Source organism: Pelomonas sp. Root405 (assembly GCF_001425165.1).
In the GTDB taxonomy this organism is placed as follows: Bacteria; Pseudomonadota; Gammaproteobacteria; order Burkholderiales; family Burkholderiaceae_C; genus Pelomonas.
The window spans coordinates 19,111-44,940 of the sequence record NZ_LMDU01000007.1; the positions used below are offsets into that span (position 1 = coordinate 19,111).

General features: G+C 67.4%; 22 protein-coding genes and 3 pseudogenes. 6 read left to right on the plus strand and 19 right to left on the minus strand.

Going from position 1 to position 25,830, the window contains the following annotated elements; genetic code table 11:
• Window positions 1-361: 361 nt before the first annotated feature.
• The 6 genes from ASC81_RS09195 to ASC81_RS26530 all read left to right on the plus strand — a co-directional run bounded on the left by ASC81_RS09195 (window position 362) and on the right by ASC81_RS26530 (window position 6,264).
• Window positions 362-1,279 carry an EamA family transporter gene (locus tag ASC81_RS09195; RefSeq protein ID WP_056265638.1) on the plus strand — a complete coding sequence of 306 codons (918 nt, stop codon included), beginning with the start codon at window positions 362-364 and terminating at the stop codon, window positions 1,277-1,279.
• Entirely contained in the window at window positions 1,276-2,559 is a 1,284-nt protein-coding gene (locus tag ASC81_RS09200) for a D-tagatose-bisphosphate aldolase, class II, non-catalytic subunit (protein WP_056265641.1), read from the plus strand. The genes ASC81_RS09195 and ASC81_RS09200 overlap by 4 nt, the downstream gene beginning before the upstream one ends.
• 125 nt (window positions 2,560-2,684) lie before the next feature.
• A complete protein-coding gene (locus tag ASC81_RS09205) occupies window positions 2,685-3,866 on the plus strand; it encodes an SIS domain-containing protein (RefSeq protein ID WP_056265643.1) in 1,182 nt (393 codons plus the stop codon).
• Window positions 3,863-4,819, plus strand: a complete 957-nt coding sequence (locus tag ASC81_RS09210) for an N-acetylglucosamine kinase (protein WP_056265646.1) — start codon at window positions 3,863-3,865, stop codon at window positions 4,817-4,819. Before ASC81_RS09205 ends, ASC81_RS09210 begins: the two co-directional genes overlap by 4 nt.
• A gap of 45 nt (window positions 4,820-4,864) precedes the next feature.
• Window positions 4,865-5,671, plus strand: coding sequence for a DeoR/GlpR family DNA-binding transcription regulator (locus tag ASC81_RS09215; protein WP_056265648.1), 807 nt, complete (start codon window positions 4,865-4,867; stop codon window positions 5,669-5,671).
• Window positions 5,672-5,742: 71 nt separating this feature from the next.
• Window positions 5,743-6,264: an HNH endonuclease gene (locus tag ASC81_RS26530; RefSeq protein ID WP_082536397.1), complete on the plus strand. Its 522-nt coding sequence runs from the start codon at window positions 5,743-5,745 to the stop codon at window positions 6,262-6,264.
• A gap of 52 nt (window positions 6,265-6,316) precedes the next feature.
• Here the strand turns inward: ASC81_RS26530 and ASC81_RS27835 are convergent.
• The 19 genes and pseudogenes from ASC81_RS27835 to yicI form a co-directional block, all read right to left on the minus strand.
• Window positions 6,317-6,484: pseudogene (locus ASC81_RS27835) on the minus strand (RidA family protein); the annotation flags it as partial.
• An 8-nt stretch (window positions 6,485-6,492) separates the two neighbouring features.
• Window positions 6,493-7,671: a Fic family protein gene (locus ASC81_RS09225; RefSeq protein WP_056265653.1), complete on the minus strand. Its 1,179-nt coding sequence runs from the start codon at window positions 7,669-7,671 to the stop codon at window positions 6,493-6,495.
• 57 nt (window positions 7,672-7,728) lie between these two features.
• Window positions 7,729-8,157, minus strand: a complete 429-nt coding sequence (locus ASC81_RS09230; RefSeq protein WP_056265655.1) for a RidA family protein — start codon at window positions 8,155-8,157, stop codon at window positions 7,729-7,731.
• Entirely contained in the window at window positions 8,154-8,603 is a 450-nt protein-coding gene (locus tag ASC81_RS09235) for a thioesterase family protein (RefSeq protein WP_056265658.1), read from the minus strand. Before ASC81_RS09235 ends, ASC81_RS09230 begins: the two co-directional genes overlap by 4 nt.
• Window positions 8,604-8,605: 2 nt before the next feature.
• Window positions 8,606-9,316 carry an ABC transporter ATP-binding protein gene (locus tag ASC81_RS09240; RefSeq protein WP_082536398.1) on the minus strand — a complete coding sequence of 237 codons (711 nt, stop codon included), beginning with the start codon at window positions 9,314-9,316 and terminating at the stop codon, window positions 8,606-8,608.
• Entirely contained in the window at window positions 9,313-10,098 is a 786-nt protein-coding gene (locus ASC81_RS09245; RefSeq protein WP_056265661.1) for an ABC transporter ATP-binding protein, read from the minus strand. The genes ASC81_RS09240 and ASC81_RS09245 overlap by 4 nt, the downstream gene beginning before the upstream one ends.
• On the minus strand, window positions 10,058-11,008 hold the full coding sequence (locus ASC81_RS09250) for a branched-chain amino acid ABC transporter permease (RefSeq protein ID WP_056265662.1): 951 nt from the start codon (window positions 11,006-11,008) through the stop codon (window positions 10,058-10,060). Before ASC81_RS09250 ends, ASC81_RS09245 begins: the two co-directional genes overlap by 41 nt.
• Window positions 11,001-11,921 (minus strand): branched-chain amino acid ABC transporter permease, encoded by a 921-nt coding sequence (locus tag ASC81_RS09255; protein WP_056265666.1) that lies wholly within the window; start codon window positions 11,919-11,921, stop codon window positions 11,001-11,003. The genes ASC81_RS09250 and ASC81_RS09255 overlap by 8 nt, the downstream gene beginning before the upstream one ends.
• 707 nt (window positions 11,922-12,628) lie before the next feature.
• Window positions 12,629-13,768, minus strand: coding sequence for an ABC transporter substrate-binding protein (locus tag ASC81_RS09260; protein ID WP_235533613.1), 1,140 nt, complete (start codon window positions 13,766-13,768; stop codon window positions 12,629-12,631).
• A 119-nt stretch (window positions 13,769-13,887) separates the two neighbouring features.
• Complete coding sequence (locus ASC81_RS09265) at window positions 13,888-15,486, minus strand: benzoate-CoA ligase family protein (RefSeq protein ID WP_056265672.1); 1,599 nt, start codon at window positions 15,484-15,486, stop codon at window positions 13,888-13,890.
• A 7-nt stretch (window positions 15,487-15,493) separates the two neighbouring features.
• Complete coding sequence (locus ASC81_RS09270; RefSeq protein ID WP_056265674.1) at window positions 15,494-16,633, minus strand: acyl-CoA dehydrogenase family protein; 1,140 nt, start codon at window positions 16,631-16,633, stop codon at window positions 15,494-15,496.
• Window position 16,634: 1 nt separating this feature from the next.
• Window positions 16,635-17,474, minus strand: a complete 840-nt coding sequence (locus ASC81_RS09275; protein ID WP_056265677.1) for an enoyl-CoA hydratase family protein — start codon at window positions 17,472-17,474, stop codon at window positions 16,635-16,637.
• Window positions 17,471-17,950, minus strand: a complete 480-nt coding sequence (locus tag ASC81_RS09280) for a MarR family winged helix-turn-helix transcriptional regulator (RefSeq protein ID WP_056265680.1) — start codon at window positions 17,948-17,950, stop codon at window positions 17,471-17,473. The genes ASC81_RS09275 and ASC81_RS09280 overlap by 4 nt, the downstream gene beginning before the upstream one ends.
• Complete coding sequence (locus tag ASC81_RS09285; protein WP_056265682.1) at window positions 17,950-18,681, minus strand: SDR family NAD(P)-dependent oxidoreductase; 732 nt, start codon at window positions 18,679-18,681, stop codon at window positions 17,950-17,952. Before ASC81_RS09285 ends, ASC81_RS09280 begins: the two co-directional genes overlap by 1 nt.
• A complete protein-coding gene (locus tag ASC81_RS09290; protein ID WP_056265683.1) occupies window positions 18,678-21,011 on the minus strand; it encodes a bifunctional salicylyl-CoA 5-hydroxylase/oxidoreductase in 2,334 nt (777 codons plus the stop codon). Before ASC81_RS09290 ends, ASC81_RS09285 begins: the two co-directional genes overlap by 4 nt.
• A gap of 153 nt (window positions 21,012-21,164) precedes the next feature.
• The gene (locus tag ASC81_RS09295; RefSeq protein WP_082536400.1) at window positions 21,165-22,481 is read right to left on the minus strand and encodes an MFS transporter; all 1,317 of its coding nucleotides are present in this window, start codon (window positions 22,479-22,481) and stop codon (window positions 21,165-21,167) included.
• 28 nt (window positions 22,482-22,509) lie between these two features.
• A complete protein-coding gene (locus ASC81_RS09300) occupies window positions 22,510-24,234 on the minus strand; it encodes a glycoside hydrolase family 9 protein (protein ID WP_082536401.1) in 1,725 nt (574 codons plus the stop codon).
• A gap of 101 nt (window positions 24,235-24,335) precedes the next feature.
• Window positions 24,336-24,755, minus strand: a pseudogene (locus ASC81_RS27840) (hypothetical protein); the annotation flags it as partial.
• A gap of 1 nt (window position 24,756) precedes the next feature.
• Window positions 24,757-25,782, minus strand: a pseudogene (gene yicI, locus ASC81_RS28285) (alpha-xylosidase); the annotation flags it as partial.
• Between the last annotated feature and the right edge of the window lie 48 nt (window positions 25,783-25,830).

Here is a 25,830-nt window from a genome sequence, read left to right on the forward strand (position 1 = left end):
TCGGGGCTGCCGTCGGGGCAGCGCGATGTCATTTGCCGTGATGCCGGGGCAGCTCTCCCCGGTGCGGTTTGCCGGCTCCTTCAAGGCTGTCGAACCGGCTTGATCGCAAGTCTACGAATTCTTTCGTTTGATTTCGTATAGAGTTTTCACGGATGCCGAATGCTTTCGATGAAGCATGCCACGAAAGCCTTCCACGGCGCTGACATAGATCATGACGCCCGACCTATATGGAGTTTCACCCCTCGCCTGCGGGATTTGATATACGAAAGTGTTTCCGCCGTTGTGTTTTCGTTTTTGTTCGTTTATGCTTTCGCTCGAAAGTCGCAAACGCGCCTTCCAACCACCCGAAAGATCGACTTCGATGCAGAGCAACTGGCTCACCTATGCGCTGATCACGACCCTGCTGTGGGGCCTGTGGGGCGCCTTCACCGGCCTGCCGTCCGCACACGGCTTTCCCGACACGCTGATCTATGTCGTCTGGGCGCTGACGATGATTCCGCCCGCCGTCTTCGTGCTGGCCCGCGCGGGTTGGCGCATCGACCGTGATCGCCGCGCCGTCGTGCTGGGCCTCACCGTGGGCCTGCTGGGCGCCGGCGGCCAGATGCTGCTGTTCCGCGCGGTGCAGCTGGGTCCGGCCTATCTGATCTTCCCGATCGTCTCGCTGTCGCCGGCCATCACCATCGCGCTGTCGTTCGGCCTGTTGGGCGAGCGCACCGGCAAGCTGGGCGTGGCCGGCATCGTGTTGGCGCTGTGCGCGCTGCCGCTGTTCGACCTGCAGCTGGGCCAGGGCGACCAGGGGCTGGGGTTGTGGTTCGTGCTGGCGCTGGTCGTGATGGCGGCGTGGGGCCTGCAGGCCTACTTCATCAAGCTGGCCAACACGGCCGCCAGCGCCGAGAGCATCTTCTTCTACATGACCGTGGGCGCCCTCGCCTGCGTGCCGGCCGCGTTGTGGCTGACCGACTTCACGCAGCCCATCCACTGGGGCTGGAACGGCCCGGGGCTCTCGGCCGTCATCCAGGTGCTGAACGCCGTCGGTGCACTGACGCTGGTCTACGCCTTTCGCCACGGCAAGGCCCTGGTCGTCTCCCCCCTCGTCAACGCCGGCGCCCCGCTGCTGACGGCCGTGCTGTCCATGGCGCTCAGCGGCGCCATGCCCGCCGGCACCAAGTTGCTCGGCGTGGCGCTGGCGCTGCTGGCTGCGCTGCTGCTGGCGCTGCAACCCGAGTCGCCTTCTTCCTCTTCTTCCTCTTCCCAACCCGTTCAAGGAGACGCCGCATGAAGCTCATGCTCGACCTCGTGCGCCGCCACAAGCAAGCGGCCAACGGCAGCCTCGCCGTCGGCATCCCGTCGGTCTGTTCAGCCCACCCCGTCGTCATCGCCGCCACGCTGCGCGAATGCGCCGCGCAAGGCCGGTCGGCCCTCATAGAGGCCACCTCCAACCAGGTCAACCAGGACGGCGGCTATACCGGCATGACGCCGCTGGACTTCCGCCGCTATGTGCAGGGCCTGGCCGAAGCGGAAGGGCTGGCGCCCGAGCTGCTGCTGCTGGGCGGCGACCACCTCGGGCCGAACGCCTGGCGCAAGCTGCCGGCCGAGGTGGCCATGGCCAAGGCCGAGATCATGGTGGCGCAGTACGTGAGCGCCGGCTTTCGCAAGATCCATCTGGATTGCTCGATGAGCTGCGCCGGTGACCCGGTGCCGCTGTCCGAACCCGAGATCGCCGCCCGCGCCGTGCGCCTGTGCCGCGCGGCCGAATCGGCCTGGCGCGACGCGCCCGATCGCGGCGACCCGCCGGTCTATGTCATCGGCACCGAAGTGCCCGTGCCCGGCGGCGCGCATGAAGACCTGGGCGAGTTGGCGGTCACGTCGCCAGCGGCAGCCGCGTCCACGCTGGAGCTGCACCGCGTCGCCTTCGCGCGCGCGGGGCTGGAGCTGGCCTGGGAACGCGTCGTCGCCATGGTCGTGCAGCCCGGCGTGGAGTTCGACCACCACAAGGTCATCGACTACCGCCCCGAGAAGGCGCAGGCGTTGAGCGCCTTCATCGAGCGCCAGCCTGGTCTCGTTTTCGAAGCCCACTCGACCGACTACCAGACCCCCGAGCGCCTGGCCCAGCTGGCCCGCGACCACTTCGCCATCCTGAAGGTCGGCCCGGGCGTGACCTTCGCGCTGCGCGAGACGCTGTGGGCCCTCGCCGCCGTCGAGCGCGAATGGGTGGGCAAGGGTGAAGGCCTCGTCGACACCGTGCTGGGCGTCATGCGCGCCGAGCCCGAGCATTGGCGCGGTTATTACCAAGATCCCGAGCGCCTGCAGGTCGACCTGTCCTATTCCCTGAGCGACCGCATCCGCTACTACTGGGCCCACCCCGCCGTGCGCGAGGCCTGCCGGACCATGCTGGCCCGCCTAGACGCCGCGCCGCCGCCGCTGACGCTGCTGAGCCAGTACCTGCCGCGCCAATACGAGGCGGTGCGCGAGGGGCGCATCGACACGCAAACCAACTCGCTGCTGCGCGACGGCACCGTCCAAGCGCTTCGGCCCTACCTCCACGCTTGCGCGGCTTGAGATGAAAACAAAGGCAACCACAGAGGCACGGAGCCACTGAGGAATGCACAGAGCACTTCTCTGTGCCTCTGTGTCTCTGTGGTTGCATTACTGCATTCGCTTCAATGCGCGAGAAGACAACTGACATGACCCTTCTGCATCTCGACCCCACCGATCTCGACCACCGCGGCGCCGCGCACACGGCCCGCGAGATCGCGCACCAGCCCGCTGTCTGGCAGACCGTCTACGCCCAACTGCAAGCCGAGCGCCCCGCCCTCGACGCCTTCCTGAACCCGCTGCTCGCCCTGCCCCAACTGCGCATCGTGCTGACCGGTGCCGGCAGTTCGGCCTTCATCGGCCAGTGCATCGCACCCGCGTTGCTGCGCCAGCTCGGCCAGCGCCCCGGCATCCGCGTCGAGGCCGTGGCCACGACCGACATCGTCTCCAGCCCCGAGCAGTGTTTGCAGCCAGAGGTGCCAACGCTGCTTGTCTCGTTCGCCCGCTCCGGCAACAGCCCCGAGAGCCTGGCCGCCGTTGAGCTCGCCGACCGCTTCGTCAAGACCTGCCACCACCTCGTCATCACCTGCGCGGCGGACGGCACGCTGAACCGCCGCATGGCCGGGCAGCCGCGCGCCCAGGTGCTGCTGCTGCCCGACGAAACCAACGACCGTGCCTTCGCCATGACGTCCAGCTTCAGCGGCATGCTGCTGGCCGCCGCCTGGGCCTTCGGCCTGCCTCTGGCGCCGGTGACAGCGCTGGCTCAGGCCGCCGCCGCCCTGGTGGCCGCCGAAGCCGACCGCCTCTACGCGCTGACCGACAAACCCTTCGAGCGCATCGTCTACCTGGGCAGCAACACGCTGCTGGGCCTGGCGCGCGAGGCGGCGCTGAAGCTGCTGGAACTGACCGACGGCAAGCTCGTCGCGATGGCCGACTCGACGCTGGGCTTCCGCCATGGCCCCAAGACCATCCTCAACGACAAGACGCTGGTCGTCATCATCGTGTCCAACGATCCCTACACGCGCCAGTACGACCTCGACCTGCTGCGCGAGCTGCGCCAGCAGGGACCAGCCCGCGTGCTGGCCTTGCGGACATCCGCGTTGAATGGTGCCGAGGCGCCGCACGCCGACGACGTGACCCTGGCCCTGCCCGCGTCCGCGCCCGACCTCGCGCTGGCGCCCGTGGCCCTGGTCTTCGCGCAGTGCCTGGCCCTGCTCGCCTCGCTGCAGCTCGGCATCACGCCCGACAACCCCAGCGCTTCGGGCACCGTCACGCGCGTCGTCAGCGGTGTCACCATCCACCCCGTGATCGAGCAGCAACAGCAGCCATGAGTTCCCTCTTCCTCGGCATCGATGGCGGCGGCACCAAGACGGCCTTCGTGATTGTCGACGGCGATGGCCGCCTGCTCGCGCGGCATGAGTCCACCACCAGCTACTACCTGCAGATCGGCTTCGATGCGCTGCGCGCGCTGCTGCGCGACGGCGTGCAGACAACGCTGAAGCAAGCCGGCGCCACGGCCAGCGACATCGCTCACGCCTTTGCCGGCCTGCCCGCGCATGGCGAGGACAGCGCGCTGATCACTTCATTCGATGCGCTGCTGGCCGACGTGCTGCCCCGCAGCACCGTCGGCAACGACATGGTCTGCAGCTGGGCGGGGTCGCTGGCCGGCGCAGACGGAGTCAGCCTCGTCGCCGGCACCGGCTCCATCGCCTATGGCGAATGGATGGGCCGCGGCGCGCGCTGCGGCGGCTGGGGCGAGGTCTTCGGCGACGAAGGCTCGGCCCACTGGCTGGCGCGCGAGGTGCTGGCGCTGTTCTCGCGCATGGCCGACTGCCGCGCCGAGCCGGGCCCGCTGCTCGGCCTGGTGCGCGAGCACTTCGAACTCCAGCACGACCTCGACCTCTGCGCCGAGATCAACGGCAGCGCCGCACGCAGCGAGCTGGCCCAGGTCGCTCGCCTGGCCACGGCTGCCGCCCACGCAGGCGACGTGCAGGCCCGACAGCTGCTGGTGCGCGCCGGCGACGAGCTGGCCGCTCTAGCCGCCGGCGTGGCGCGCAACCTCGGTGTGAGCGGCATCCAGGCTGTGCCCGTGTCCTATTCCGGCGGCGTGTTCGCGGCCGGCGAACTGGTGCTCGGGCCGCTGCAAGCTGCCCTGGCCAGGCGCCTGCCTGGCGCTGTGCTGAAAACGCCGCGCTTCGGGCCGGAACTGGGCGCGGCGCTGTATGCAGCGCGGCTGGGCGGCCGGCCGCTGTCGCCTGAGGCGCTAGGGCGGCTCGACGGCTGAGCCGTCGATATCATTCGAAAGCCCGCTTCGCCTCTCGTCCGCTGCATGCCCCACTCCGTCTCGTCGCCCGCGAAAACCGAAAGCCCGCTCCTCATCGACGAGCGGCGTCGGCTGATCCGCGAGTTGGTGCAGACGCAGGGGCGCGTCACGGTGGACGAACTGGCCGATCGCTTCGGCACCTCCGTCGTCACCATCCGCAGCGACCTCAATGCGCTGGCCTCCACCGGCGCCGTGCTGCGCACTCACGGTGGCGCGCTGGCCCAGCGCGACACCGAGGAAGTGCCCATCGGCGTCAAGCAGAAGCTGCGCCACGAGCAGAAGGCCCGCATCGCCATCGAGGCCGCCAAGATGATCCGCGACGGCGAGACCATCCTGCTCGACTCGGGCTCCACCACCGAAGAGATCGCCAAGCAGATCCGCGGCCTGCGGCTGACGCAGCTGAACGTCATCACCAACGCGCTCAACATCGCGGCCTTGCTGGCCACGGTGCCGCACGTCAACCTGATCATGCCGGGCGGCCAGCTGCGGCCGAACTCCTTCTCGCTGTCCGGCCCCCAGGCCGTGGCCGCGCTGCAGGGCCTGTACGCGGACCGGTTGTTCTTAGGTGTGGATAGCCTGGACCCCGACATCGGCCTGATGACGCCCCACCTGCTCGAAGCCCAGCTCAACGCCCAGATGATGAAGATCAGCCGCCAGGTCGTGGCCGTGGCGGACGCGTCCAAGCTGATGAAGCGCAACCTGTCGGTCATCGCGCCGGTGGAACAGTTGGACATGCTGATCACCGACAGCGGCGCGGATCAGGCGATCGTGGATCAGTTGAGGGGGCGTGGGATTGAGGTGGTGTTGGCTTGAAACGCGCCAATACGCCGACGCGCGTCGCGAATTTCGATGATGATTACTCAGCCGAAACGCGTTAAACGTGCATGACACGCGACTCAATTCCTGCGGAAATCAAGCGAGCTGTGCTGGTCGAAGCGGGCCACCGCTGCGCGATACCAACGTGCCGCGCGACGACCACGGAAATTGCGCACATCGTTCCCTGGGCCGAGACTCATGACAACTCGTTTGGGAACCTTATTTCCCTCTGCCCAAATTGCCACACTCGCTTCGATCAAAAGAAGGAAATCGATCGCCTCGCGATCAAGATGTACAAAAGCAATCTCGGCATTCTGAACAATCGATACGGCGAGTTTGAACGGCGTCTCTTCGAAGTGTTGGCCAAGTCAGGCGATCGTGTTTTCGTTCTCGGCACTGCGGGCGATCTGCTTGTAGCGAACGCTATCAAGGACGGGTTCTTCGAAGACAAAAAGGTCGACGGTGGCACCTTTTTTGTACAGGGCAGCAATGGCTTCGCAAAACACTTCCCGACGACCTTCACATATTGGGTCACAGATGCCGGTGTTGAGTTCATCCGCCGGTTTGCCGATGGCGCGGATATCAGCTGAGACTCTACGCAGCTCGCGCGATTGACCTCTTAGTTCTGACCGTGTGAGAGGCTCACCCCGGCACCACAGCCGTCACCTCAATCTCCACCTTCGCCCGGTCTTCCATCAACGCCGACACCTGCACGGCGCTCATCGCGATGCCGTAGTCGCGGCCCAGCACGTCGCGGTAGGTCTGGCCCACCTCGCGGCCGCGGGCGATGTATTCGCGCTTGTCGATGAGTTACCAGGTTAGGACTCTCCCGACCCTTCACCCGTCGCGACGCCGTGCGTCCATCCGGGCACATTGACGTAGTAGCGGAGGGCCTTGCCGGCGCCCGTGGTCCAGAGCTGACCGCGCCTGACCATGTCCGCCAGATCCCGTGTCGCCGTGGCCTTGGACGCACCGGTCATCTTCATGTACTTCTCGGCGTTGAGCCCGCCCAGGAAACCGCCGTCACCGTCGTCGAGCAGCCGCTGCAACACCTTGCGCTGGCGTTCAGGCAGGCCGGCGATGCCGTGGTGCTCTGCAAACCGGCGCTTCACGAGCGCAGAGTCCATGGTGGCGCTGGCCGCCGCGTAGGCCGCCGCACATTGCTGCGCGAACCATTGCACCCAGCCCGTCACGTCCATGCCGCCGCGCTGGCAGAGGTTGAGTTGGTCGTAGTAGTCGGCGCGGCGCTCCAGCAGTTGCCGCGACAGGCTGAACAGCCGGACCGGCGTGTTGAGGTGCTGGGCCACGGCCATGTCGACGAGGGCGCGGCCGATGCGGCCGTTGCCGTCCTCGAACGGGTGGATGCTTTCAAACCAAAGGTGGGCGATGGCGGCACGCGCGAGGCCGTCCACGCGAATCGCGCCGCCGGGCGCGGTGTCGTTGAACCAGCTGATGAAGCGCGCCATGTGCCGGGACACATCGGCCGATGGCGGCGCCTCGTAGTGGACGACCTCGCGGCCCGGCAGGCCGCTGATGATCTGCATCGGGTCTTCGTGATCCCGGTAGCGGCCCACGGCGATGCGTTGGAGGCCTGAAGTGCCGCCTGGAAACAGCGCCGATTGCCAGCGGCAGAGCCGGTCTTCGTCGAGCGGCGTGCCGGACGCAGTGGTTGCGTCGTGAACGACGGCAACCAGGCCATCCACGGCACGGTCGATGGGCCCCTGCACCTTCAAGCCCAAGCGGCGCATGACCGACGACCTGACAGCGTCCAGCGACAGCCGCTCTCCTTCAATGGCCGCCGTGGTCAGCACCTCGTCGGCCAGCGAGTCGAGGGCAACGTCGCTGGCTCCGGTGAAGCCGAGGGCTGCAGCCTTGCCTTCCATGACACCGTGCAAACGGTAGGCTTGGGCGAGGTCGGCGCTGACGGTCGCCTCGTCGTAGATGAAGGTCGGCCAGTCAGCGCGAAGCCAGTTCCAAGGGCGTGCTCTCGCGGTCATGAGCCGCAATTTAGCACTATCGGCTCAAATTGTGAGCCGAATCGTTTGCGTTGCGGCTCAAGCGCCTGAGTCTGCCGCCTCCGGCACCACCGCCGTCACCTCGATCTCCACCTTCGCCCGGTCTTCCATCAGCGCCGACACCTGCACGGCGCTCATCGCGATGCCGTAGTCGCGGCCAAGCACGTCGCGGTAGGCCTGGCCCACCTCACGGCCGCGGGCGATGTATTCGCGCTTGTCGATGAGGTACCAGGTCATGCGCACGATGTGCTCGGGCGTGGCGCCCGCCTCGGCCAGCACGGCGCGGATGTTGAGCAACGTCTGGCGCACCTGGGCGATGAAGTCGTCGCTGTCGAATTCACAGCGCTCGTTCCAGCCGATCTGGCCAGCGACGAACACCTGGCGGCCGCTGGCCGCGACGCCGTTCGCATAACCGCGCGGCGGGGTCCAGCCGGCCGGCTGCAGGATCTGCTTGCTGTTGTTGTTCATGGTTTGTCTGTCTCCTGTTGTGCGGCGAGCGAGCGCTCCAGCGCGGCGCGCAGATCGTCCGGAAACGCCTGGGGCTTGTGGTCGCTGAGCGAGGTGCAGACCAGCACCTGCGTGAACTCGACGCGCGTGCCCCTGACGCCCTCGTCCATGCCCTCGAAGGCGATGCGCAGCGTCACCGAACTGCGGCCGAGCCGCTCGACGTGGATGCGTTGCACCAGGCTGTCGCCGTGGCGGCTGACGCGCACGAAGCGCGTCTCGAGCTGCGCCGTCGGCATGCCGACGCGGCGCTGGCCGATCAGTTGCTCGAAGGGCAGCTTGAGCCCGTTCGCGAACCAGTCTTCGACCAGCTCGTTGAGCATCTCGAAATAGCGCGGGTAGAACACGATGCCGGCCGGGTCGCAGTGGCCGAACCGGACAAGTTGTTCGCGTTGAAAAGCAAAGCTCATCGTCACACTCCCACGTGCTTCTGCCACAGCGCCGGGTCAGCTGACAGCGCGGCAGAGCTGCCCGCCCAGGCCACGCGCCCACGTTCCACCACGGTGTGGTGGTCGGCCAGGCGGATCAGCCGCTGAACGTATTTGTCGACGACCAGGATGGTCTGCCCGGCGGCGCGCAGCACGGCCAGGCAGCGCCAGATCTCCTCGCGCACGATGGGGGCGAGACCTTCGGTGGCTTCGTCCAGTACCAGCAGGCGCGGGTTGGTGACGAGCGCGCGGCCGATGGCGAGCATCTGCTGCTCGCCGCCGGACAGCTGCTGGCCCATGTGGCCGGCGCGCTCGGCCAGGCGCGGGAAGAGGCCGTAGACGCGCTCCACCGTCCACGGTTCCACGGCCCCGCTGCGGTTGGCCGCGAAGGCGCGCAGGTGCTCTTGCACGCTGAGGTTGGGGAAGACCTGCCGCCCCTCGGGCACCAGCGCCAGCCCCAGCCGGGCGATGCGGTCGGCGGGCCAGCCGGTGACGTCCTGGCCGCAGAAGGTGATGCGGCCGCTGCTGGGCGCCATCCAGCCGCACAGGCAGCGCAGCAGCGTGCTCTTTCCCATGCCGTTGCGGCCGAGCAGCGTGGCGACCTCACCGGGCTGCATCGAGAGATCCAGGCCGAACAGCACCTGGCTGGCCCCGTAGCCGGCCTCCAGGCCTTCGATCTTGAGCAGCGCGCTCATATGGCTGCCTCCATCTCATCGCCGAGGTAGGCGCGCTTCACTTCCGCGTGCTCGCGGATCTCGGCCGGCGAGCCGCTGGCGATGACGCGGCCGGCCACCAGCGTCGAGATGCGGTCGGCGAGGCGGAAGACGGCGTCCATGTCGTGCTCGACGAGCAGCAGCGTCAGTCCTTCGCGTTTGAGCACCTGCAACAGCTCCACCATGCGGGCCGACTCGTCCGGCCCCATGCCGGCCAACGGCTCGTCCAGCAGCAGCAGGCGCGGCTTGGCAGCCAACGCAAGGCCTACTTCGAGCTGGCGTTGTTCGCCATGCGCGAGTTCTCCGGCGACGCGGTTGGCGTGGGCAGTCAAGCCGACGCGCGCGAGCAATGCATCGGCTTCTGCATGCGCGGCCGCATCGGCGCGCGCGCTGCGCCACCACGACGGCGCACGCTCACGCCGAGCCAGCACGGCAAGCACCAGGTTGTCGCGCACCAAGCAGGGCTTGAAGAGGCTGGTGATCTGGAAGCTGCGCACCAGGCCGGCCTGCACACGGCGCGCCATGCCTTGCCGCGTGACGTCCTGGCCGTCGAAGAGGATGGCGCCATCGTCGGGCGCCAGCGCGCCGGAGATCTGGTGGATCAGCGTCGTCTTGCCAGCGCCGTTGGGGCCGATCAGCGCGTGCAGTTCGCCCGCGCGCACGTCGAAGCTCGCGCCATCGGTCGCGGCGAGCGCGCCGAAGCGCTTGATGAGCTGTTTGACTTCAAGCACGGCGCCACACTCCAGCCAGGCCACGCGGCGCATACAGCACGACGAGCAGCAGCAGCGCGCCCAGGCCCAGCTGCCAATGCAGCGTGTAGCCGGACAGCAGTTCCTCCAGCAGCAGCAGCGCCAGCGCGCCCAGCGGTCCGCCCCACAGCGCACCCGCGCCACCGATGATGACCATGACCATCAGTTGGCCGGACTGCGACCAGTGCATCAGGTGCGGCGACACCAGGCCGTTCAGGTTGGCCAGCATGGCACCCGCCAGGCCGGCGATGGCGCCTGCGAGCACGAAAGCCTGCCAGCGCAGCACGAACACCCGGCCGCCGGCAGCGGCCACACGCACCTCGTTCTCGCGCGCGCCCTGCAGCAGCCAGCCGAAGGGCGAGTTCACGACGCGCTGCAGGCCGGCCATGACGATGGCGAAGAGTGCGAGCGCCACCCAATAGAAGCTGGCGTCGTCCTTCAAGTCCAGGCCGAAGCCCATGACCGAGCGCTGCGCCAGCGCCAGACCGTCGTCGCCGCCATAGGCCTTCAGCGACACGGCGAGGTAATAGAACATCTGGGCGAAGGCCAGCGTGATCATGATGAAGTAGACGCCACGGGTGCGCAGGCTGATGGCGCCGATCACGGCTGCTGCCAGGCCGCTGACGAGGCATGCCGCCGGCCAGGCGATCCAAGCGGAAGTGACGCCCGCGTCCATCAACACGCCCACGGTGTAGGCACCCAGGCCGATGTAGGCCGCATGGCCGAAGCTGACGAGGCCACCAAAGCCGAGGATGAGGTTCAGGCTGGACGCCGCGATGGCGAAGATGAGGATGCGCGTCCCGACGACCGTATAGAACTCCATGCCCAGGGCCTGCAGCAACGGTGGCAAGGCGGCGAGCAGGGCCAGCAACGGCCAGAACCAGGCGCCCAGGCCGCGGTGGTGAAGGCTGCGCGCTTCAGCCATGGGCAGGGAACAAGCCACGCGGCTTCCAGAACAGGATGGCGGCCATCAGCACGTAGATCAGGATAGAGGCGAGTGCCGGACCGAGGTTGGACGCGACCTCGGGTGAGGCGAGCTGACGCAGCGCCGCGGGCAGCAGCGTGCGGCTGGCGGTGTCCACCAAGCCGACCAGCAGCGAGCCCACCAGCGCGCCGCGCACCGAGCCGATGCCGCCGACGACGATGACGACGAAGGCCAGGATGAGGATGCTTTCGCCCATGCCGACCTGCACGGCCAGCAGCGGCCCGAGCAGCGCGCCGGCCAGCGCGCACAGCGCGGCACCCAGGCCAAACACGGCGGTGAACAACTTGCGGATGTCAACGCCCATGGCGGTGGCCATCTGGCGGTTGGACGCACCGGCACGCACCCACATGCCGGCGCGGGTGCGGGTGACGAGTACCCACATCAAGAGTGCGACGGCGAGGCCGACGCCGATGATGAGCAGACGGTAGGCGGGGTAGAACAGGCCGGGGAGGAGTTCGACCGGGCCGGACAGGGCGGCGGGCGTGTTGAGCATCAGCGGCTGGTCGCCCCAGAGGATGCGGACGCCTTCGTTGAGCATGAGGATGAGGGCGAAGGTGGCGAGGACCTGGCTGAGGTGGTCTCTGGCGTACAGGCGTCGCAACAGCGTGACTTCGAGGGCCATGCCGATTGCGGCGGTGCCCACCAACGCTGCGAGGACGGCCAGCAGGAATGAACCTGTCGCGGCGGCCGTGGCGGCGGCGAGGTAGGCGCCGACCATGTAGAGCGAGCCATGCGCCAGGTTGATCATGTCCATGATGCCGAACACGAGGGTCAGGCCGGCGGCGAGCAGGAAGAGCATCAGGCCGAATTGGAGGCCGTTGAGGAGTTGCTCGGTGATGAGGATCCAGTCCATGGTCAGTGGGTCGCTTCCGGGCGGATCGGGCTAGCGCGACGATTGCCGGGAGTCCCGCCCGGCGGCGGGGTAACTTTCTTCTGCGGGGCCAGAAGAAAGTCACCAAAGAAGAGGCCCTGAACCGCACACGACCGCGGCGGCGCTATCAGCGGCGCGCGAAAACTCACGGTTCGATTCCGGGCAGACGCGACCCGCTGCGCTCTCGCTGCTGTCCCTGTGACGAGCGCCATCCATTGCCGCTTCATGCCGATTAACGTCGGCTGCACGCCGAACTCACCAGGGAATACCGCGTCGCTGGGGCGACGCCACCGGGCGTGGGCGGCGAGGCGTTGGGGTTCGCTGCGCTCACCCAAACCTACACGGTTGCGACGCGCCATCGCGCCGTCGCGGCGCCCGAGCGCCGCTGTCTTCGGTGTTTCTCGTGAGCCCGGCGTGCAGCCGCGCGTTAAGCGGGCTGAAGTGGCGATGAGTGACGCTGGTGACAAGGACAGCAGCGAGAGCGCAGCGGCTCGCGTCTGCCCACACCGCGACCGGCTGTTGCACGGCGCAGCTCGTGCACGTGGTGCTGGTGTGCGGTTCAGGGCCTCTTCTTTGGTGACTTTCTTCTGGCCCCGCAGAAGAAAGTTACCCGGCCGCCAGGACGGACTCCCGGCAATGCAGCGAGAAGACACCCGCTCCCCAAAAGCAACCCTCATCACTCGCACATCTCAGCTCATCTTGCAGGAGCCCACATAGGCATCCTGGTGCTCACTGAAGATCTTCCCCATCGTCCGGTTCGTCACCCGCCCCTGCCCATCCTTCGTGATCACGCGCAGGTAGTAATCCTGAATCGGGTACTGGTTCTTGTTGAATCGGAACGCTCCCCGCACCGACTCGAACTTCGCCGCCTTGATCGCCTTCAACAGCGCCGGCTTGTCCTCGACCTTCCCCTTCACATCCCTCACCGCCGCATTCATCAACAACGCCGCGTCATACCCCTGGCTCGCATACAGCGACGGCAGCCGCCCATAGTCCTTCACAAAGTCAGCCACGAACTTCTTGTTCGCCACGTTGTCCATGTCATGCGCCCAATGCGAGCTGTTGAACATGCCCAGCATCGGCTCCCCCACCGCCTTGATGACGTCCTCGTCCGCCGAGAACCCCGGCCCGAACAGCGTCACGTCCTTGGACAGCCCCGCACCGACGAACTGCTTGATGAAGTTGATGCCCATGCCGCCGGGCAGGAAGATGTACATCGCATCCGGCTTGGCCGCGCGGGCCTGCGCCAGCTCCGCCGCGTAGTCGAGCTGGCCGAGCTTGGTGTAGATCTCCTCGACGACGGCGCCCTTGTAGTAGCGCTTGAAGCCTGTCATCGCATCCTTGCCCGCCGGGTAGTTGGGCGCCAGCAGCACCAGCTTTTTGAAACCCTTCTCGGCCACCGTCTTGCCTACGGCCTCGTGCAGGTTGTCGTTCTGCCAGGCGACGTTGAAGAAGTACGGGTTGCACTGCTCGCCCGCGTACTGCGACGGGCCGGCATTGGCGCTGATGTAGGGGATATTGGCGTCGAACACCGACGGGCCGACGGCCAGCATCACGTTGGAGAAGACGATGCCGGTCATGAAGTCGACCTTGTCGCGCTTGATCAGGCGCTCGGCGCTCTGCTTGGCGACCTCGGGATTCTGCTGGTCATCGGCCGTAACCATCTCGACCGGCAGGCCGCCGAGCTTGCCGCCGCTGTGCTTGAGCCCCAGCGCGAAGCCGTCGCGGATGTCCACGCCGAGGCCAGCCCCGGGGCCGGACAAGGTGCTGAGGAAACCGACCTTGAGCTTGTCGGCGGCCTGGGCCGGGCCGGCGAGCCAGCAGCCCAATGCAACCACAGAGACACGGAGACACAGAGAAAAAGCAGAGAGGCTGCTGGTCTCTGTGCCTCTGTGCCTCTGTGGTTGCATTTCCTTCTCCTGAGTCATGTGGATCTCCTTGTTGACGTTCAGTCTCTGAGCTTGAAACGCTGCAGTTTGCCCGTCTCGGTGCGCGGCAGGCTGGTCTGGAACTCGATGGCACGCGGATATTTGTAGGGCGCGATGCTGGCCTTCACATGCTCCTGCAGCGCGCGCGCGTCGCCGGCATGGCCCTCACGCAGCACGACGAAGGCCTTGACCAGCTGGCCGCGCTCTTCGTCGGGCACGCCGATGACGGCGCACTCGGCCACGGCGGGGTGGCTCAGCAGCGCGGCCTCGACCTCCGGGCCGGCGATGTTGTAGCCGCCCGAGATGATCATGTCGTCGGTGCGCGCCTGGTAGACAAAGTAGCCCTCGTCGTCGATCAGGTAGGAATCGCCCGTCAGGTTCCAGCCGTCCTGCACATACTGGTGCTGGCGCTCGTCGGCCAGGTAGCGGCAGCCGGTCGGTCCTTTCACGGCCAGGTGGCCGACCTGGCCCGCGCGCAGCGGCTGGCCGCCGTCGTCGAGGATGCAGGCTTGGTAGCCAGGCACCGGCTTGCCCGTGGCGCCAGGCTTGGAGGTGTCTTCGGTGTGGGAGATGAAGATGTGCAGAAGCTCCGTTGCACCGATGCCGTCCAGCAGTTCGATGCCCGTCGCCTGCTTCCACAGCGCACGCGTCGCGGCGGGCAAGGCCTCGCCTGCGCTGACGCATTTGCGCAGCGACGAGAGGTCGTGCTGCCCCACCAGCGGTGCCATCGCACGATAGGACGTCGGCGCCGTGAAGCAGACCGTCGCGCGGTGCTTCGCAATCGCCGCGAGCAGCAGCTCGGGCGCGGGCTTCTCCAGCAGCACGGCGGACGCACCGACGCTCATCGGGAACAGCAGCAGGCCGCCCAGGCCGAAGGTGAAGGCCAGCGGCGGGCTGCCGATGAAGACATCGCTCGCCTGCGCACGCAGGCAGTGCACGGGCCAGCAGCGGCAGATCGCAATGACGTCACGATGGAAGTGCATCGTGCCCTTGGGCTGGCCGGTGGTGCCGGACGTGAAGGCAATCAGCGCGCAGTCGTCGCTGGCGGTATCAATGTTCCTGAACGTGGCAGGCTGGCGCGCCGCGCGGGCTTCAAGGCCATCCGGCTCACCGCTGCGGTAGTGGCAGATGCCGCGCAGCACCGGGTTATGCAACTGCGCCGCCGCCAGCTCATCGGCCAGCGCCGCATCGCACAGCGCATGCGTAACCTCGGCCTTGGCGATAACCTTGCCCAGCTCGACCGCTCGCAGGAGCGGCATGGTCGCCACGGCAATGGCGCCGGCCTTGACGACGGCGAACCAGCAGGCGGCCAGCTGCGGCGTGTTGGCGCCGCGCAGCAGCACGCGGTTGCCGGGCACGACACCCAGCTCGTTGACCAGCACGTTGGCGATGCGGTTGGTCTCTGCCTGCAGCTCGGCATAGGTCCAGCGGACGCCGGCGCCTTGCACGCAGAGCCGTTCGCCCTGCCCTTGCTCGACCCAGCGGTCCAGCAACTCGGTCGCCGCGTTCAGCCGGGGGCCGAACTGCAGCTCGGGCAGTTCGAACACCAGCTCCGGCCACTGGTCCTGCGGCGGGAGGTGGTCTCTTGCGAAGGTATCCAAGTGGGCCGATGGGTGCATGACGTCCTCAGGCTTGCTTGAGCAGTTCGCGACCGATGATCAACTGCTGCACTTCGCTGGCGCCTTCGTAGATGCGCAGCGCACGGATTTCGCGATAGAGGGATTCGACGATCTCGCCGCGCCGCACGCCGCGGCCGCCGAAGAGCTGCACGGCCGCATCGATGACCTGCTGGGCGCCTTCGGTCGCCATCAGCTTGGCCATGGCGGCTTCCTTGGTGATGGTCCTGCCCTGGTCGCGCAGCCAGGCGGCGCGGTAGACCATCAGCGCGGACGAGTCCACCCTGCAGGCCATGTCGGCGAGCTTGGCTTGCGTGAGCGGCAGGTCGGCCAGGCGGGCGCCGAACATCGGCCGCGACTTCGCCTGGTTCAGCCCTTCCTGCAGCGCGCGGCGCGCAAAGCCCAGCGCGGCGGCGGCGACGGACGTGCGGAACACATCCAGCGTGCGCATCGCCAGCTTGAAACCCTCGCCCGGCGCGCCCAGCATCTGGCTCTTGGCCACGCGGCAGTTGGTGAAGCGCAGGCGGGCCAGCGGATGCGGCGCGATGACGTCGATGCGTTCGGCGATCTCGAAGCCGGGCAGGCCGGCATCGACGATGAAGGCACTGAGGCCGCGCGAGCCGGGCGCTTCGCCGGTGCGCGCGAACAGCACATAGAAGTCGGCGATGCCGCCGTTGGAGATCCAGGTCTTCTCGCCGGTCAGCACGTAGCTGTCGCCGTCTTCGATGGCGATGCACTGCATGGCGGCCACGTCGGACCCGGCCTCTGGTTCGGACAGCGCGAACGCGGCCAGCGCCTCGCCGCGAGCGACGCGCGGCAGATAGCGCTCGCGCTGCGCGGGCGTGCCGTGCAGCGAGATCGCGCCCGAGCCCAGGCCCTGCATCGCGAACGCGAAGTCAGCCAAGCCGTCATGCTTGGCCAGCGTCTCGCGGATCAAGCAGATGGCCCGCGTGTCGATGGCTTCGCCTGCGCCAGCCACCGCGTGGTTCAGCCAGCCGGCTGCGCCAAGCTGCGCGACGAGTGATTTGCACTGCGCATCGATGTCGCCGTCATGGTTGACCTGCTGAAGATGTTCGCCACACCAGGCATCGAGCGCCGTCGCCAGTTCGCGGTGCTTGGCGTCGAAGAATGGCCAGTCGAGGTGTTGCATGTCAGTCGCCTTGAAACGCTGGCTTTTGCTTGGCGACGAAGGCTTCAAACGCGCGGTGGAAGTCCTTCGTCATCATGCAGATGGCCTGGGCCTGCGCCTCGGATTCGATGGCCTCGTCCACGCCCATGGCCCACTCCTGATGCAGCATGCGCTTGGTCATCGCATGGCCGAAGCTGGGACCGTTGGCGATGTCGCCGGCCCACGTCGTCGCTTCGTTCAACAGTTGATCAGGCGCGACCAGGCGGTTCAGGAAGCCCCAGGCCAGGCCCTCCTCGCCACCCAGACTGCGGCCGCTGTACAGCAGGTCCGACGCGCGCCCTTGGCCGACGATGCGCGGCAGCATGGCGCAGGCGCCCATGTCGCAGCCGGCCAGGCCCACGCGGGTGAACAGGAAGGCCGTCTTGCTGCGGGCCGTGCCGACGCGCAGGTCGGACGCCATCGCCATGATGGCGCCCGCGCCGGCGCACACACCATCGATGGCCGCGACGATGGGCTGCGGGCAGGCGCGCATGGCCTTCACCAGGTCGCCGGTCATGCGCGTGAAGGCCAGCAGGTCGGGCATGCTCATGCCGGTCAGCGGGCCGATGATCTCGTGCACATCGCCGCCGGAGCAAAAGTTGCCACCGGCGCCCTGTATGACGATGGCGCGCACGTCGTCAACATAGCTCAGGCGGCGGAACAGGTCGCGCAGCTCCGCATAGGACTCGAAGGTCAGCGGGTTCTTGCGCTCGGGCCGGTTCAGCGTGATGACGCCGACGGCGCCCTGCTGCTGCCAGACGAAGTGTTCGGGCATGTAGCCGGCAAGGCTCTGGTGGTTGCCGGAGGTCAGGTAGGGAGTCATGCGGCGTCCTTGGCCAAATGGGTTTTCAGCTGCGCGAGCAGCTCGTGGACGTGCGTCTTTTGCGCCGGCGTCCAGCCGGCGAACAGCTCGACGATCCAGCCCTCGTGCGTGGCGGCCATGCGCTTGAACTGGCGGCGCCCTTGGGGCGTCAGCTTGACGATGAAACTGCGGCGGTCGTCGGCGCGCGTCTCGCGCAGCACCAGGCCTTCGGCTTCGAGCTGGTCGGTGATGCCGGTCACGTTGCCGCCCGTCACCATGAGGCGCTTGGACAGTTCGCGCATCGTCAGGCCATCGGGGTGGCGCTCCAATTGAGCGAGCAGGTCAAAGCGCGGCAGCGTGGTGCCGAAGTCGGCGCGCAGGCGCTGGCGGATCTGGTCTTCCACGCGCGTCGTGCAGGACAGCAGGCGCAGCCAGAGCCTGAGCGCCTGGTGGTCGTCGTCGGACAGCCGGGTCTCGAAGTCCATGTCCGCCGACATCACATCGTCTCCCCGCCGCAGACGGCAATAGCCTGGCCGTTGATGGCGCCGTTGCCGACGATCCATGCCACGGTGTCCGCCACTTCGTCGGGCTGGATCAAGCGGCCCAGCGGGTTCACCTTGGCCAGCTCGGCGCGTGCCTCGTCGGCGGTGCGGCCGGTCTTGGCGACGATGTTGTCGACGGCGCTGGCGACGATGTCGGTCTCGGTGTAGCCCGGGCAGACCGCGTTGACCGTCACGCCCTTGGCCGCCACTTCCAGCGCCATCGCCCGCGTCAGGCCCAGTACGCCGTGCTTGGCCGCGCAATAGGCTGCTACATAGGCATAGCCCTTGAGCGCCGCCGTGCTGGCGACGTTGATGATGCGGCCCTGCCCGCGGGTCACCATGCCGGGCAACACGGCGCGGCTGCACAGGAAGGTGCCGGTGAGGTTGACGTTAAGCAGCCGCTTCCAGAGTTCGAGGGAGGTGCGGGCCAGCGGCGCGGTCTCGACCTGGCCGGCGTTGTTGACGAGGATGTCCACGTCGCCGACCGCGGCAAAGGCGTCGGTGACGCTGTCTTCGTTTCCGACGTCGCACACCTGGATGGCCACGTCACCAAGGGCCGCCTGTGCCTGGCGCAAGCGGTCTTCGCTGCGGCCCATCAGCGTGACGCAAAAACCGTCCGCGAGCAGCCGCTTTGCCACGGCGGCGCCGATGCCGCTTCCTCCACCCGTCACCACAGCGTGCTTCATACGCCCAACGCCTTGTTCGCCTGCTCGGCCGCAGCCACATTGCCGGCGCGCTGACGCTCGAACTCGCGCTCCAGCTGGCTCTTGCCGGACAAATACTGTTTGGGCCATTCCAGCCCAATGGGCCCGCGGTAGCCGATGCGCGCGGCCTCGGTCAGCGTCCAGGCCGGGTTGGCCAGGTGCGGCCGCGCGATGGCGCAGAGGTCGGCGCGACCCGACGCGATGATGCTGTTGACATGGTCAGCCTCGGAGATGGCGCCAACGGCCATGGTCGCGATGCCGACGCGGTTGCGGATGCTTTCCGCAAAGGGCGTCTGGTACATGCGGCCGTAGACGGGTTGTTGCGCCTTGCTGACCTGGCCGGAAGACACGTCGATCAGATCGGCGCCGGCTTGCTTGAACGCAGCGGCTATGGCCACGGCATCTTCAGGCGTCGTGCCGCCTGGCACCCAGTCGTGGGCCGAGATGCGCACCGACATCGGCCGGTCCAGCGGCCAGACGTCGCGCATGGCGGAGAAGACTTCGAGCGGATACCGCAGCCGGTCCTCCAGCGGACCGCCGTAGTCGTCGTCGCGCTGGTTGGTCAGCGGGGAGATGAAAGCGGACAGCAGGTAGCCGTGGGCGCAGTGGAGTTCCAGCCAGTCGAAGCCGGCATCCGCCGCACGGCGGGCGGCGGCAACGAAGTCCTCGCGCACGCGGTCCATGTCGGCGCGCGTCATCGCCCGTGCGACCTGGCTGATGCCGGCCTGGTATTGCTGGGGCGACGCCGAGATCAGCGGCCAGTTGCCGTCGGGCAGCGGCAGGTCTTCGCCCTCCCAGGGCACGCGCGTCGAACCCTTGGGGCCGGCATGGCCGAGCTGCATCGCGATGCGGGCGCTGCTGTTGGCGTGCACATGCTCGACGATGCGCTGCCAGGCGGCGCCCTGCTCGTCCGTCCAAAGGCCCGGGCAGGCCGGCGTGATGCGCGCGTCGGGCGACACGCAGGTCATCTCCGCAAACACGAGCCCCGCCCCGCCCAATGCGCGGGCGCCCAGGTGGGCCAGGTGGTAGTCGCCGGGCACACCGTCCTCACAGCTGTACTGCGCCATCGGCGACACGACGACGCGGTTCTTCAGCGTGACGCCGCGCAGCTTGAACGGCGTGAACATCGGTGGCACCTGGGCGTCGATACCGCTTTGGACGGCCAACCAGCGCTCGAACTCGCCGACATAGCGCGCGTCACGCAGGCGCAGGTTCTCGTGCGAGATGCGCTGGGAGCGCGTCAGCAGTGAATAGGCGAACTGCTCCGGCGCCAGGCGCGCATGGCGCTCGACGTTTTCGAACCATTCGGTGGAGTTCCGCGCCGCGTTCTGGATGCGCAGCACCTCGATGCTGCGCGTGGCCGCGTAGGCATCGAGCGCCGCTGTCAGGTCGCCGTGCGCCTGGATATCGCGCGCCAGGTCGATGGCGTCCTCCAGCGCGAGCTTGGTGCCCGAGCCGATAGAGAAGTGCGCCGTGTGGGCCGCGTCGCCCATCAGCACGACGGGCGTGCCGCGGTCGTTGCGGTGTACCCAGGTCTTGCAGACGACGCGCGGGAAGCGGATCCACGACGCCGAGCCGCGCAGGTGGCTGGCGTTGGAGATCAGCGGGTGGCCGTCCAGCACCTGGGCGAAGAGCTTTTCGCAGAAGGCGATGCCCTCCTCCTTGCTCATGGCCTCTAGCCCAGCGGCGCGCCAGACGTCTTCGGGCGCCTCGACGATGAAGGTCGAGTGCGTAGCGTCGAAGCGGTAGGCATGCGCCTGGAACCAGCCCCACTCGGTGTGCTGGAAGTCGAAGGTGAAGGCGTCGAAGAGCTTGGTCGTGCCCAGCCACACGAAGCGGCAGGCACGCAGGTCGACATCGGGCTGGTAGGTGGCGGCGTACTTCTGGCGGATGCGGCTGTTCAGGCCGTCGGCGGCAATGATGAGGTCGGCGTCGATGTCCGCGTCGTCCGGCACATCAGCCTCAAAGACCAGTTCCACGCCCAGCGCCTCACAGCGCGCCTGCAGGATGTTCAACAGCTTCTTGCGCCCGATGCCGCAGAACCCATGGCCGCTGGAGACGATGCGGCGGCCCTTGAAGTGGACGGCGATGTCGTCCCAGTGGTTGAAGGCGTCGCTGATCTGCCCGGCCGTCTCGGGATCGGCCTCGCGCAATGCGTCCACCGTCTGGTCGGACAGCACGACGCCCCAGCCAAAGGTGTCGCCCGCGCGGTTGCGCTCCAGCACCCGCACCTGGTGGGCTGGGTCGGCCTTCTTCATCAGCAGGGCGAAGTAGAGGCCGGCAGGTCCGCCGCCAATGCAGGTGATGCGCATCGCACCACTTTAGAAATCAATAGTTCAAACGTCAAGCAATTGCGCAGAACGCCGGGCAGCAGGCAAACCCCTAGGTTGTCACTGCCAGTTCAGGTGCACGCATCGGCGCCGCAGGCGAGCTCCGCGGCGGCAGCCACGGGCGCATCCGCCTCATCAATGCCCGCCAGCGGGCGCGGCGTGGCCGCTGAACTCTTCGGCTTCCTCGTGGTCATGTGGGAAGGGCGCCAGCCAGGCCAGGATGACCGGCGGGATCGAGAAGATCAGCACCCAGCCGAAGAAGCTGATGTAGTTGTGGTCCACCATGTTCCACATGAAGCCGCTGACGGTGCCGGTGCCCCACTTGGTCAGCGCCATCACGCCGGTGGCCATCGCGTAGTGCGCCATGCGGAAGGGGCCTGGGGCGATCTGCTGCATCATGTAGAGCATGTGGCCGACCGAGCCCATGCCGAAGCCGAACTTCTCGATGGCGACGATCGCCGCGATGGTGACCGTGTCAGTCGGCATCGACTGCGCCAGGTAGAAGTAGGTCAGGTGCGGGACGTTGAGCACCAGGGCCAGGATGAAGAAGGTGCGCGGCAAGGTGCGCTTGGCGACGAAGAAGCCGCCCAGGAAGGCGCCGGCGATGAAGGCCAGCGTGCCGACGGTGCCGTTGATATGGCCAAGCGATTCGTTGTCCAGCCCCAGGCCGCCGGCGCTGGTCGCGTCCAACAGGAACAGCGGGCCGAACTTCTCGATGAAGCCCTCACCGAAGCGGTAGAAGAAGATGACAGCCAGCATCATCCAGATCTGCGGCTTCTTGAAGAAGGTAACCCAGGCCTCACGCATGCCCGTCATGCCGACCGCCAGGCCCTGGCCCTGCAGCGTGGACGGCGCGCCCGGCGGCAGCACGCGCAGGTGATAGACGCCGAACAGCGCCATCGACGCCGCCGCAATCGACACCACCACCATCCAGCACTGCACCCAGCTCATGCCCACGTGGTTGTGCAGGTAGCCGGTCAGCGACACGAACAGGCCCGAGGCGACGACGGCGCCCATGTTCCAGCACATGCCCTGCACGCCGGAATAGCGCGCCTGGTCGGTCTTGGACACGGTGGTCATGAAGACGCCGTCGGCGCAGGTGTCCTGCGTGGCAGACGCGAAGCCGACAAGCCAGAAGAAGGCCAGCGACAGCTTGAAGAAGCCCTCGGTGGGCAGGCACAGCGCGACGAGGGCCAGCGCGGCGGCCATCGTGAATTCCATGCTGATGACCCAGAAGCGCTTGCTGCGGTAGGTTTCCAGCAACGGCGCCCACAAGGGCTTCAGCACCCAAGGCAAATACATCTGCGAGGTGTAGAGCGCGATGTCTTCGTTGGAGACGCCGAGGTTCTTGTAGATGATGGCTGCGACGACGCCGACCATCACGTTGGGCAAGCCCATGGCCAGGTAGAGCGAGGGCACCCAGACGAGCGGGTGGCGGGTTGACGAGGTCATGGGGTCTCCGTTGTTCTCTTATTTGCGGTCAGCGCGCTGGTGGCGTCAGTGACTGCAGCGCGGCTGCCACATACACCAGCGGCGCATTCCAGTTGATGGCGACCTCGTTGGCGGCATAGCTGCAGTCGTGGTCGATATAGGACAGCGCCGGCAGTGCCGATGGGTAGCGCGGGCAGTTCTTCTGGTCCTGCTGGCCCGGGTTGGGGCCACCGACGATGAAACCGGGGACGGGCGGCTCGACGCCATCGGCCTCGGACGGTCGGTGGTGCGGGCGCATGGGGCTGCGCTGGCCGAAGCCGGTCACATAGCTCATGCCCAACGGATTGCGGCCCAGCACGTAGTCCAGCACCGACTGCGCGGCGTCGAGCTGGGCGCGGTCGTTGCTGAGGCGGTAGGCCTGGATCAGCATCAGAGCCTGGTTCAAGGCCTGCGAGTTGCTGCCCCAGACGAAGTCGGTCGGGCTCTCCATCGTCATCCGGTAGGCCGAAGCTTTCCAGGACGCGGCAAGTTCGTCGCCGAAGCCGCGCACGCGTTTGGTCACCAGCTCCGCGTCGGCCTTGGTCAACTTGTCGCGGTGCTGGGCCAGGCTCATCCAGCCCAGGCCGGCGACATCGCCCCAGCTGGGCACGCGGATGGGTTGCGACGCCAGCTTCAGCGCGTCGCGGTAGGCGGCGTCGCCGGTGGTGAGGTACAGCTCGGCAGCGGCCCAAGCGAACTCGTCGTCGAGCTTGGTGTCGCCGTATTCGCCGGTGCGGACATCCGACGGGTTCTTAAAGACGACCTGCGGATTCGCTCGCGCCCAGGTCCAGGCGGCGATTGCCGCGTCACGCATGCGGGCCGACAGGCCCGGGCGCTGCGAATCGAAGGGCTTGTAGATGCGGCTCGCTTGTGCCATCACGGCAGCGAAGTCCAGCGCCGCAGCCGTGCCCTTGGCCACCACATAGCGCTCGCCCTTGGTCTGGTGCGGCATCTGGCTGCCGTCGAAGGTCTTGTTGGTGAGCTTGTGATAGACGCCGCCGTCGGCCGGGTCCTGCATGGCCAGCATCCAGTCGAGGTTCCACAGCACCTCGTCGAGCACGTCGGGCAGATCGTTGCCGCTTTCCGGGATGTCCAGCTTCTGCGCCTTGAACAGTGCAGGGAACTGCTCCCAGGCGGCCAGCAGCGTGTAGACGGTGATGCCGGAGTTGACGACGTACTTGTTGTAGTCACCGGCGTCGTACCAGCCCTTGGGCGCGGAGATGCGCGTGCCTTCGGGCCGCTTGTCGCTGGCGGCGGAGGCGTGGACGAGCACCTCCGTGTCGGGGTGACCGGCCGGGCGGGCCCAACGGCCGGCGTGGCGCGGCTCCAGCGCGGTGCTGGCGCGGTTGAAGTAGAAAGCTTTCAGGCTGGCGGCCGTCAGCGCGGCATAGGCATCGGGCGCGACGCGGATGCGCGGCGACGCCGGCACGTTGTCGATGCGCAGCTCGTACTCGCCCACTTCGTTCAGCGCGGAGAAATCGGCCAAGCGCACCGATTGGCCGGCCGGCGCCCAGGTCTGCGCCGGGCCCAGGCGGCCGCGCAGTACGACATCGTTGCTGCCGACGCGGACGAGACGGAACTCTTCGCCCGCGCCCGCCGGCAGCACCACCCATTTGGCCCCGCCCGGCAGGTAGCCGACCTGGTTCACGGCAGCGCCTTGCGCATGAGCGTTCGCGACGGCGAAGGCAGCGGCCAGTGCCAGCAGACCGGCCGATACAGAGGTTGATAACTTCATGGCGTCAAATTATGACAACGTTGTCAGGCCTTCGATATTGGGGTCGGTCCTCAGAAAGGCGGGGTTGCCAACCCGGATGGGTTCGGCCACCTCGCTTGGCTTCAGTCGCCCCAGCGCAGTTCACGCCCTTGGCTCAGCACCGGACTGCGCTGGCCGTCCACGTCCAGGCCCCAGTCGCGCAGCGCGCCCTCAGACACCTGGGCCGTGTACTGCCCGCCCTTGCGGCTGACCGTGCCGCGTGCCGCGACGCTGCCGTCCAGCCCCACGACCGTGAAGCCCGCGCTCTGGCCGTCGGCCAGCTCGAACACGCGCAGCACGGTGCCGCTGGCGTAGTCGTAGTCCGGCTTCTCGGTCTCGGCGCCCCAGGGGATGACGCTGCCCGGTGCGGCGTAGAGCGGCATGCTGAGGAAGCCATGCGTCTCCTTGTGCCAGCGCCCACCCGGCTTCTTCTCGCCGCTGAGCAGGTGGGTCCACGTCCCTTCGGGCAAGTAGAAGTCCACCTCCCCGCTCTCCGTGAACACNCTTGTGCCAGCGCCCACCCGGCTTCTTCTCGCCGCTGAGCAGGTGGGTCCACGTCCCTTCGGGCAAGTAGAAGTCCACCTCCCCGCTCTCCGTGAACACCGGCGCGACGAGCAATGCCTCGCCCAGCTGGTACTGCCGGTCCAGCGGCGCGCAGGCTGGGTCGCTCGGATGCTCGATGAGCATCGCGCGCATCAGCGGCACGCCCGTCTCGGTCGCCTCGTGGGCCTTGGCGTAGAGATAGGGCATGAGCTGGTGCTTGAGCCGCGTGAAGGTGCGCAGCACGTCGCAGCTTTCTTCGTCCACGAGCCATGGCACCCGGTAGCTGCTGCTGCCGTGCAGGCGGCTGTGCGAGGACATCAGGCCGAACTGGATCCAGCGCTTGTAGACGGCCGGCGGCGGGTTGCCTTCGAAGCCGCCAATGTCGTGGCTCCAGAAGGCGAAGCCGCAGGACGTGAGCGACAGGCCGCCTCTGAGGCTCTCGGCCATGGACTCGAAGGTGCTCCAGCAGTCGCCACCCCAGTGCACGGGGAAGCGCTGGCCGGAGGCGTAGGTGGAGCGGGCGAAGACGATGGCGTCGCTGCCCTGCACTTCCTTGAGCAGCTCGAAGACGGCTTCGTTGTATTGCAGCGCGTAGAGGTTGTGCATCTCGACGGGGTCGGAGCCGTCGAAGTAGGTGACGCCCTCGCTCGGGATGCGCTCGCCGAAGTCGGTCTTGAAGCAGTCGGCGCCTTGCGCGACGAGGCGACGCAGGTGGCTCTGGTACCAGGTCTTGGCGGCGGGGTTCGTGAAGTCCACGATGGCCATGCCGGGTTGCCACTGGTCGGTCTGGAAGGTCAGGCCGTTGGTTCGTTTGATGAAGTAGCCGCGCTTGACGCCTTCCGCGAACAGCGGCGACTTCTGCGCCACATACGGGTTGATCCAGAGGCTGATCTTGAGGCCCTTGGCGTGCAGGCGCTGGAGCATGGCCTCGGGCTCCGGGAAGCCGCGCGGGTCCCAGGCGAAGTCGCACCACTGGAACTCGCGCATCCAGAAGCAGTCGAAGTGGAAGACGGCCAGCGGCAGGTCGCGGCGCGC

Bases quoted from the DNA above. Each gene is read 5' to 3' on its own strand.
- ASC81_RS09290 (WP_056265683.1), bottom strand. From the start codon at position 21,011: ATGCGCATCACCTGCATTGGCGGCGGACCTGCCGGCCTCTACTTCGCC.
- ASC81_RS09295 (WP_082536400.1), bottom strand. From the start codon at position 22,481: ATGACCTCGTCAACCCGCCACCCGCTCGTCTGGGTGCCCTCGCTCTAC.
- ASC81_RS09250 (WP_056265662.1), bottom strand. From the start codon at position 11,008: ATGGCTGAAGCGCGCAGCCTTCACCACCGCGGCCTGGGCGCCTGGTTC.
- ASC81_RS09215 (WP_056265648.1), top strand. From the start codon at position 4,865: ATGCCCCACTCCGTCTCGTCGCCCGCGAAAACCGAAAGCCCGCTCCTC.
- ASC81_RS09275 (WP_056265677.1), bottom strand. From the start codon at position 17,474: ATGACTCCCTACCTGACCTCCGGCAACCACCAGAGCCTTGCCGGCTAC.
- ASC81_RS09205 (WP_056265643.1), top strand. From the start codon at position 2,685: ATGACCCTTCTGCATCTCGACCCCACCGATCTCGACCACCGCGGCGCC.
- ASC81_RS09210 (WP_056265646.1), top strand. From the start codon at position 3,863: ATGAGTTCCCTCTTCCTCGGCATCGATGGCGGCGGCACCAAGACGGCC.
- ASC81_RS09300 (WP_082536401.1), bottom strand. From the start codon at position 24,234: ATGAAGTTATCAACCTCTGTATCGGCCGGTCTGCTGGCACTGGCCGCT.
- ASC81_RS09200 (WP_056265641.1), top strand. From the start codon at position 1,276: ATGAAGCTCATGCTCGACCTCGTGCGCCGCCACAAGCAAGCGGCCAAC.
- ASC81_RS09235 (WP_056265658.1), bottom strand. From the start codon at position 8,603: ATGAGCTTTGCTTTTCAACGCGAACAACTTGTCCGGTTCGGCCACTGC.
- ASC81_RS09280 (WP_056265680.1), bottom strand. From the start codon at position 17,950: ATGTCGGCGGACATGGACTTCGAGACCCGGCTGTCCGACGACGACCAC.
- ASC81_RS09195 (WP_056265638.1), top strand. From the start codon at position 362: ATGCAGAGCAACTGGCTCACCTATGCGCTGATCACGACCCTGCTGTGG.
- ASC81_RS09270 (WP_056265674.1), bottom strand. From the start codon at position 16,633: ATGCAACACCTCGACTGGCCATTCTTCGACGCCAAGCACCGCGAACTG.
- ASC81_RS26530 (WP_082536397.1), top strand. From the start codon at position 5,743: ATGACACGCGACTCAATTCCTGCGGAAATCAAGCGAGCTGTGCTGGTC.
- ASC81_RS09240 (WP_082536398.1), bottom strand. From the start codon at position 9,316: ATGAGCGCGCTGCTCAAGATCGAAGGCCTGGAGGCCGGCTACGGGGCC.
- ASC81_RS09245 (WP_056265661.1), bottom strand. From the start codon at position 10,098: ATGCGCCGCGTGGCCTGGCTGGAGTGTGGCGCCGTGCTTGAAGTCAAA.
- ASC81_RS09230 (WP_056265655.1), bottom strand. From the start codon at position 8,157: ATGAACAACAACAGCAAGCAGATCCTGCAGCCGGCCGGCTGGACCCCG.
- ASC81_RS09265 (WP_056265672.1), bottom strand. From the start codon at position 15,486: ATGCACCCATCGGCCCACTTGGATACCTTCGCAAGAGACCACCTCCCG.
- ASC81_RS09225 (WP_056265653.1), bottom strand. From the start codon at position 7,671: ATGACCGCGAGAGCACGCCCTTGGAACTGGCTTCGCGCTGACTGGCCG.
- ASC81_RS09255 (WP_056265666.1), bottom strand. From the start codon at position 11,921: ATGGACTGGATCCTCATCACCGAGCAACTCCTCAACGGCCTCCAATTC.
- ASC81_RS09285 (WP_056265682.1), bottom strand. From the start codon at position 18,681: ATGAAGCACGCTGTGGTGACGGGTGGAGGAAGCGGCATCGGCGCCGCC.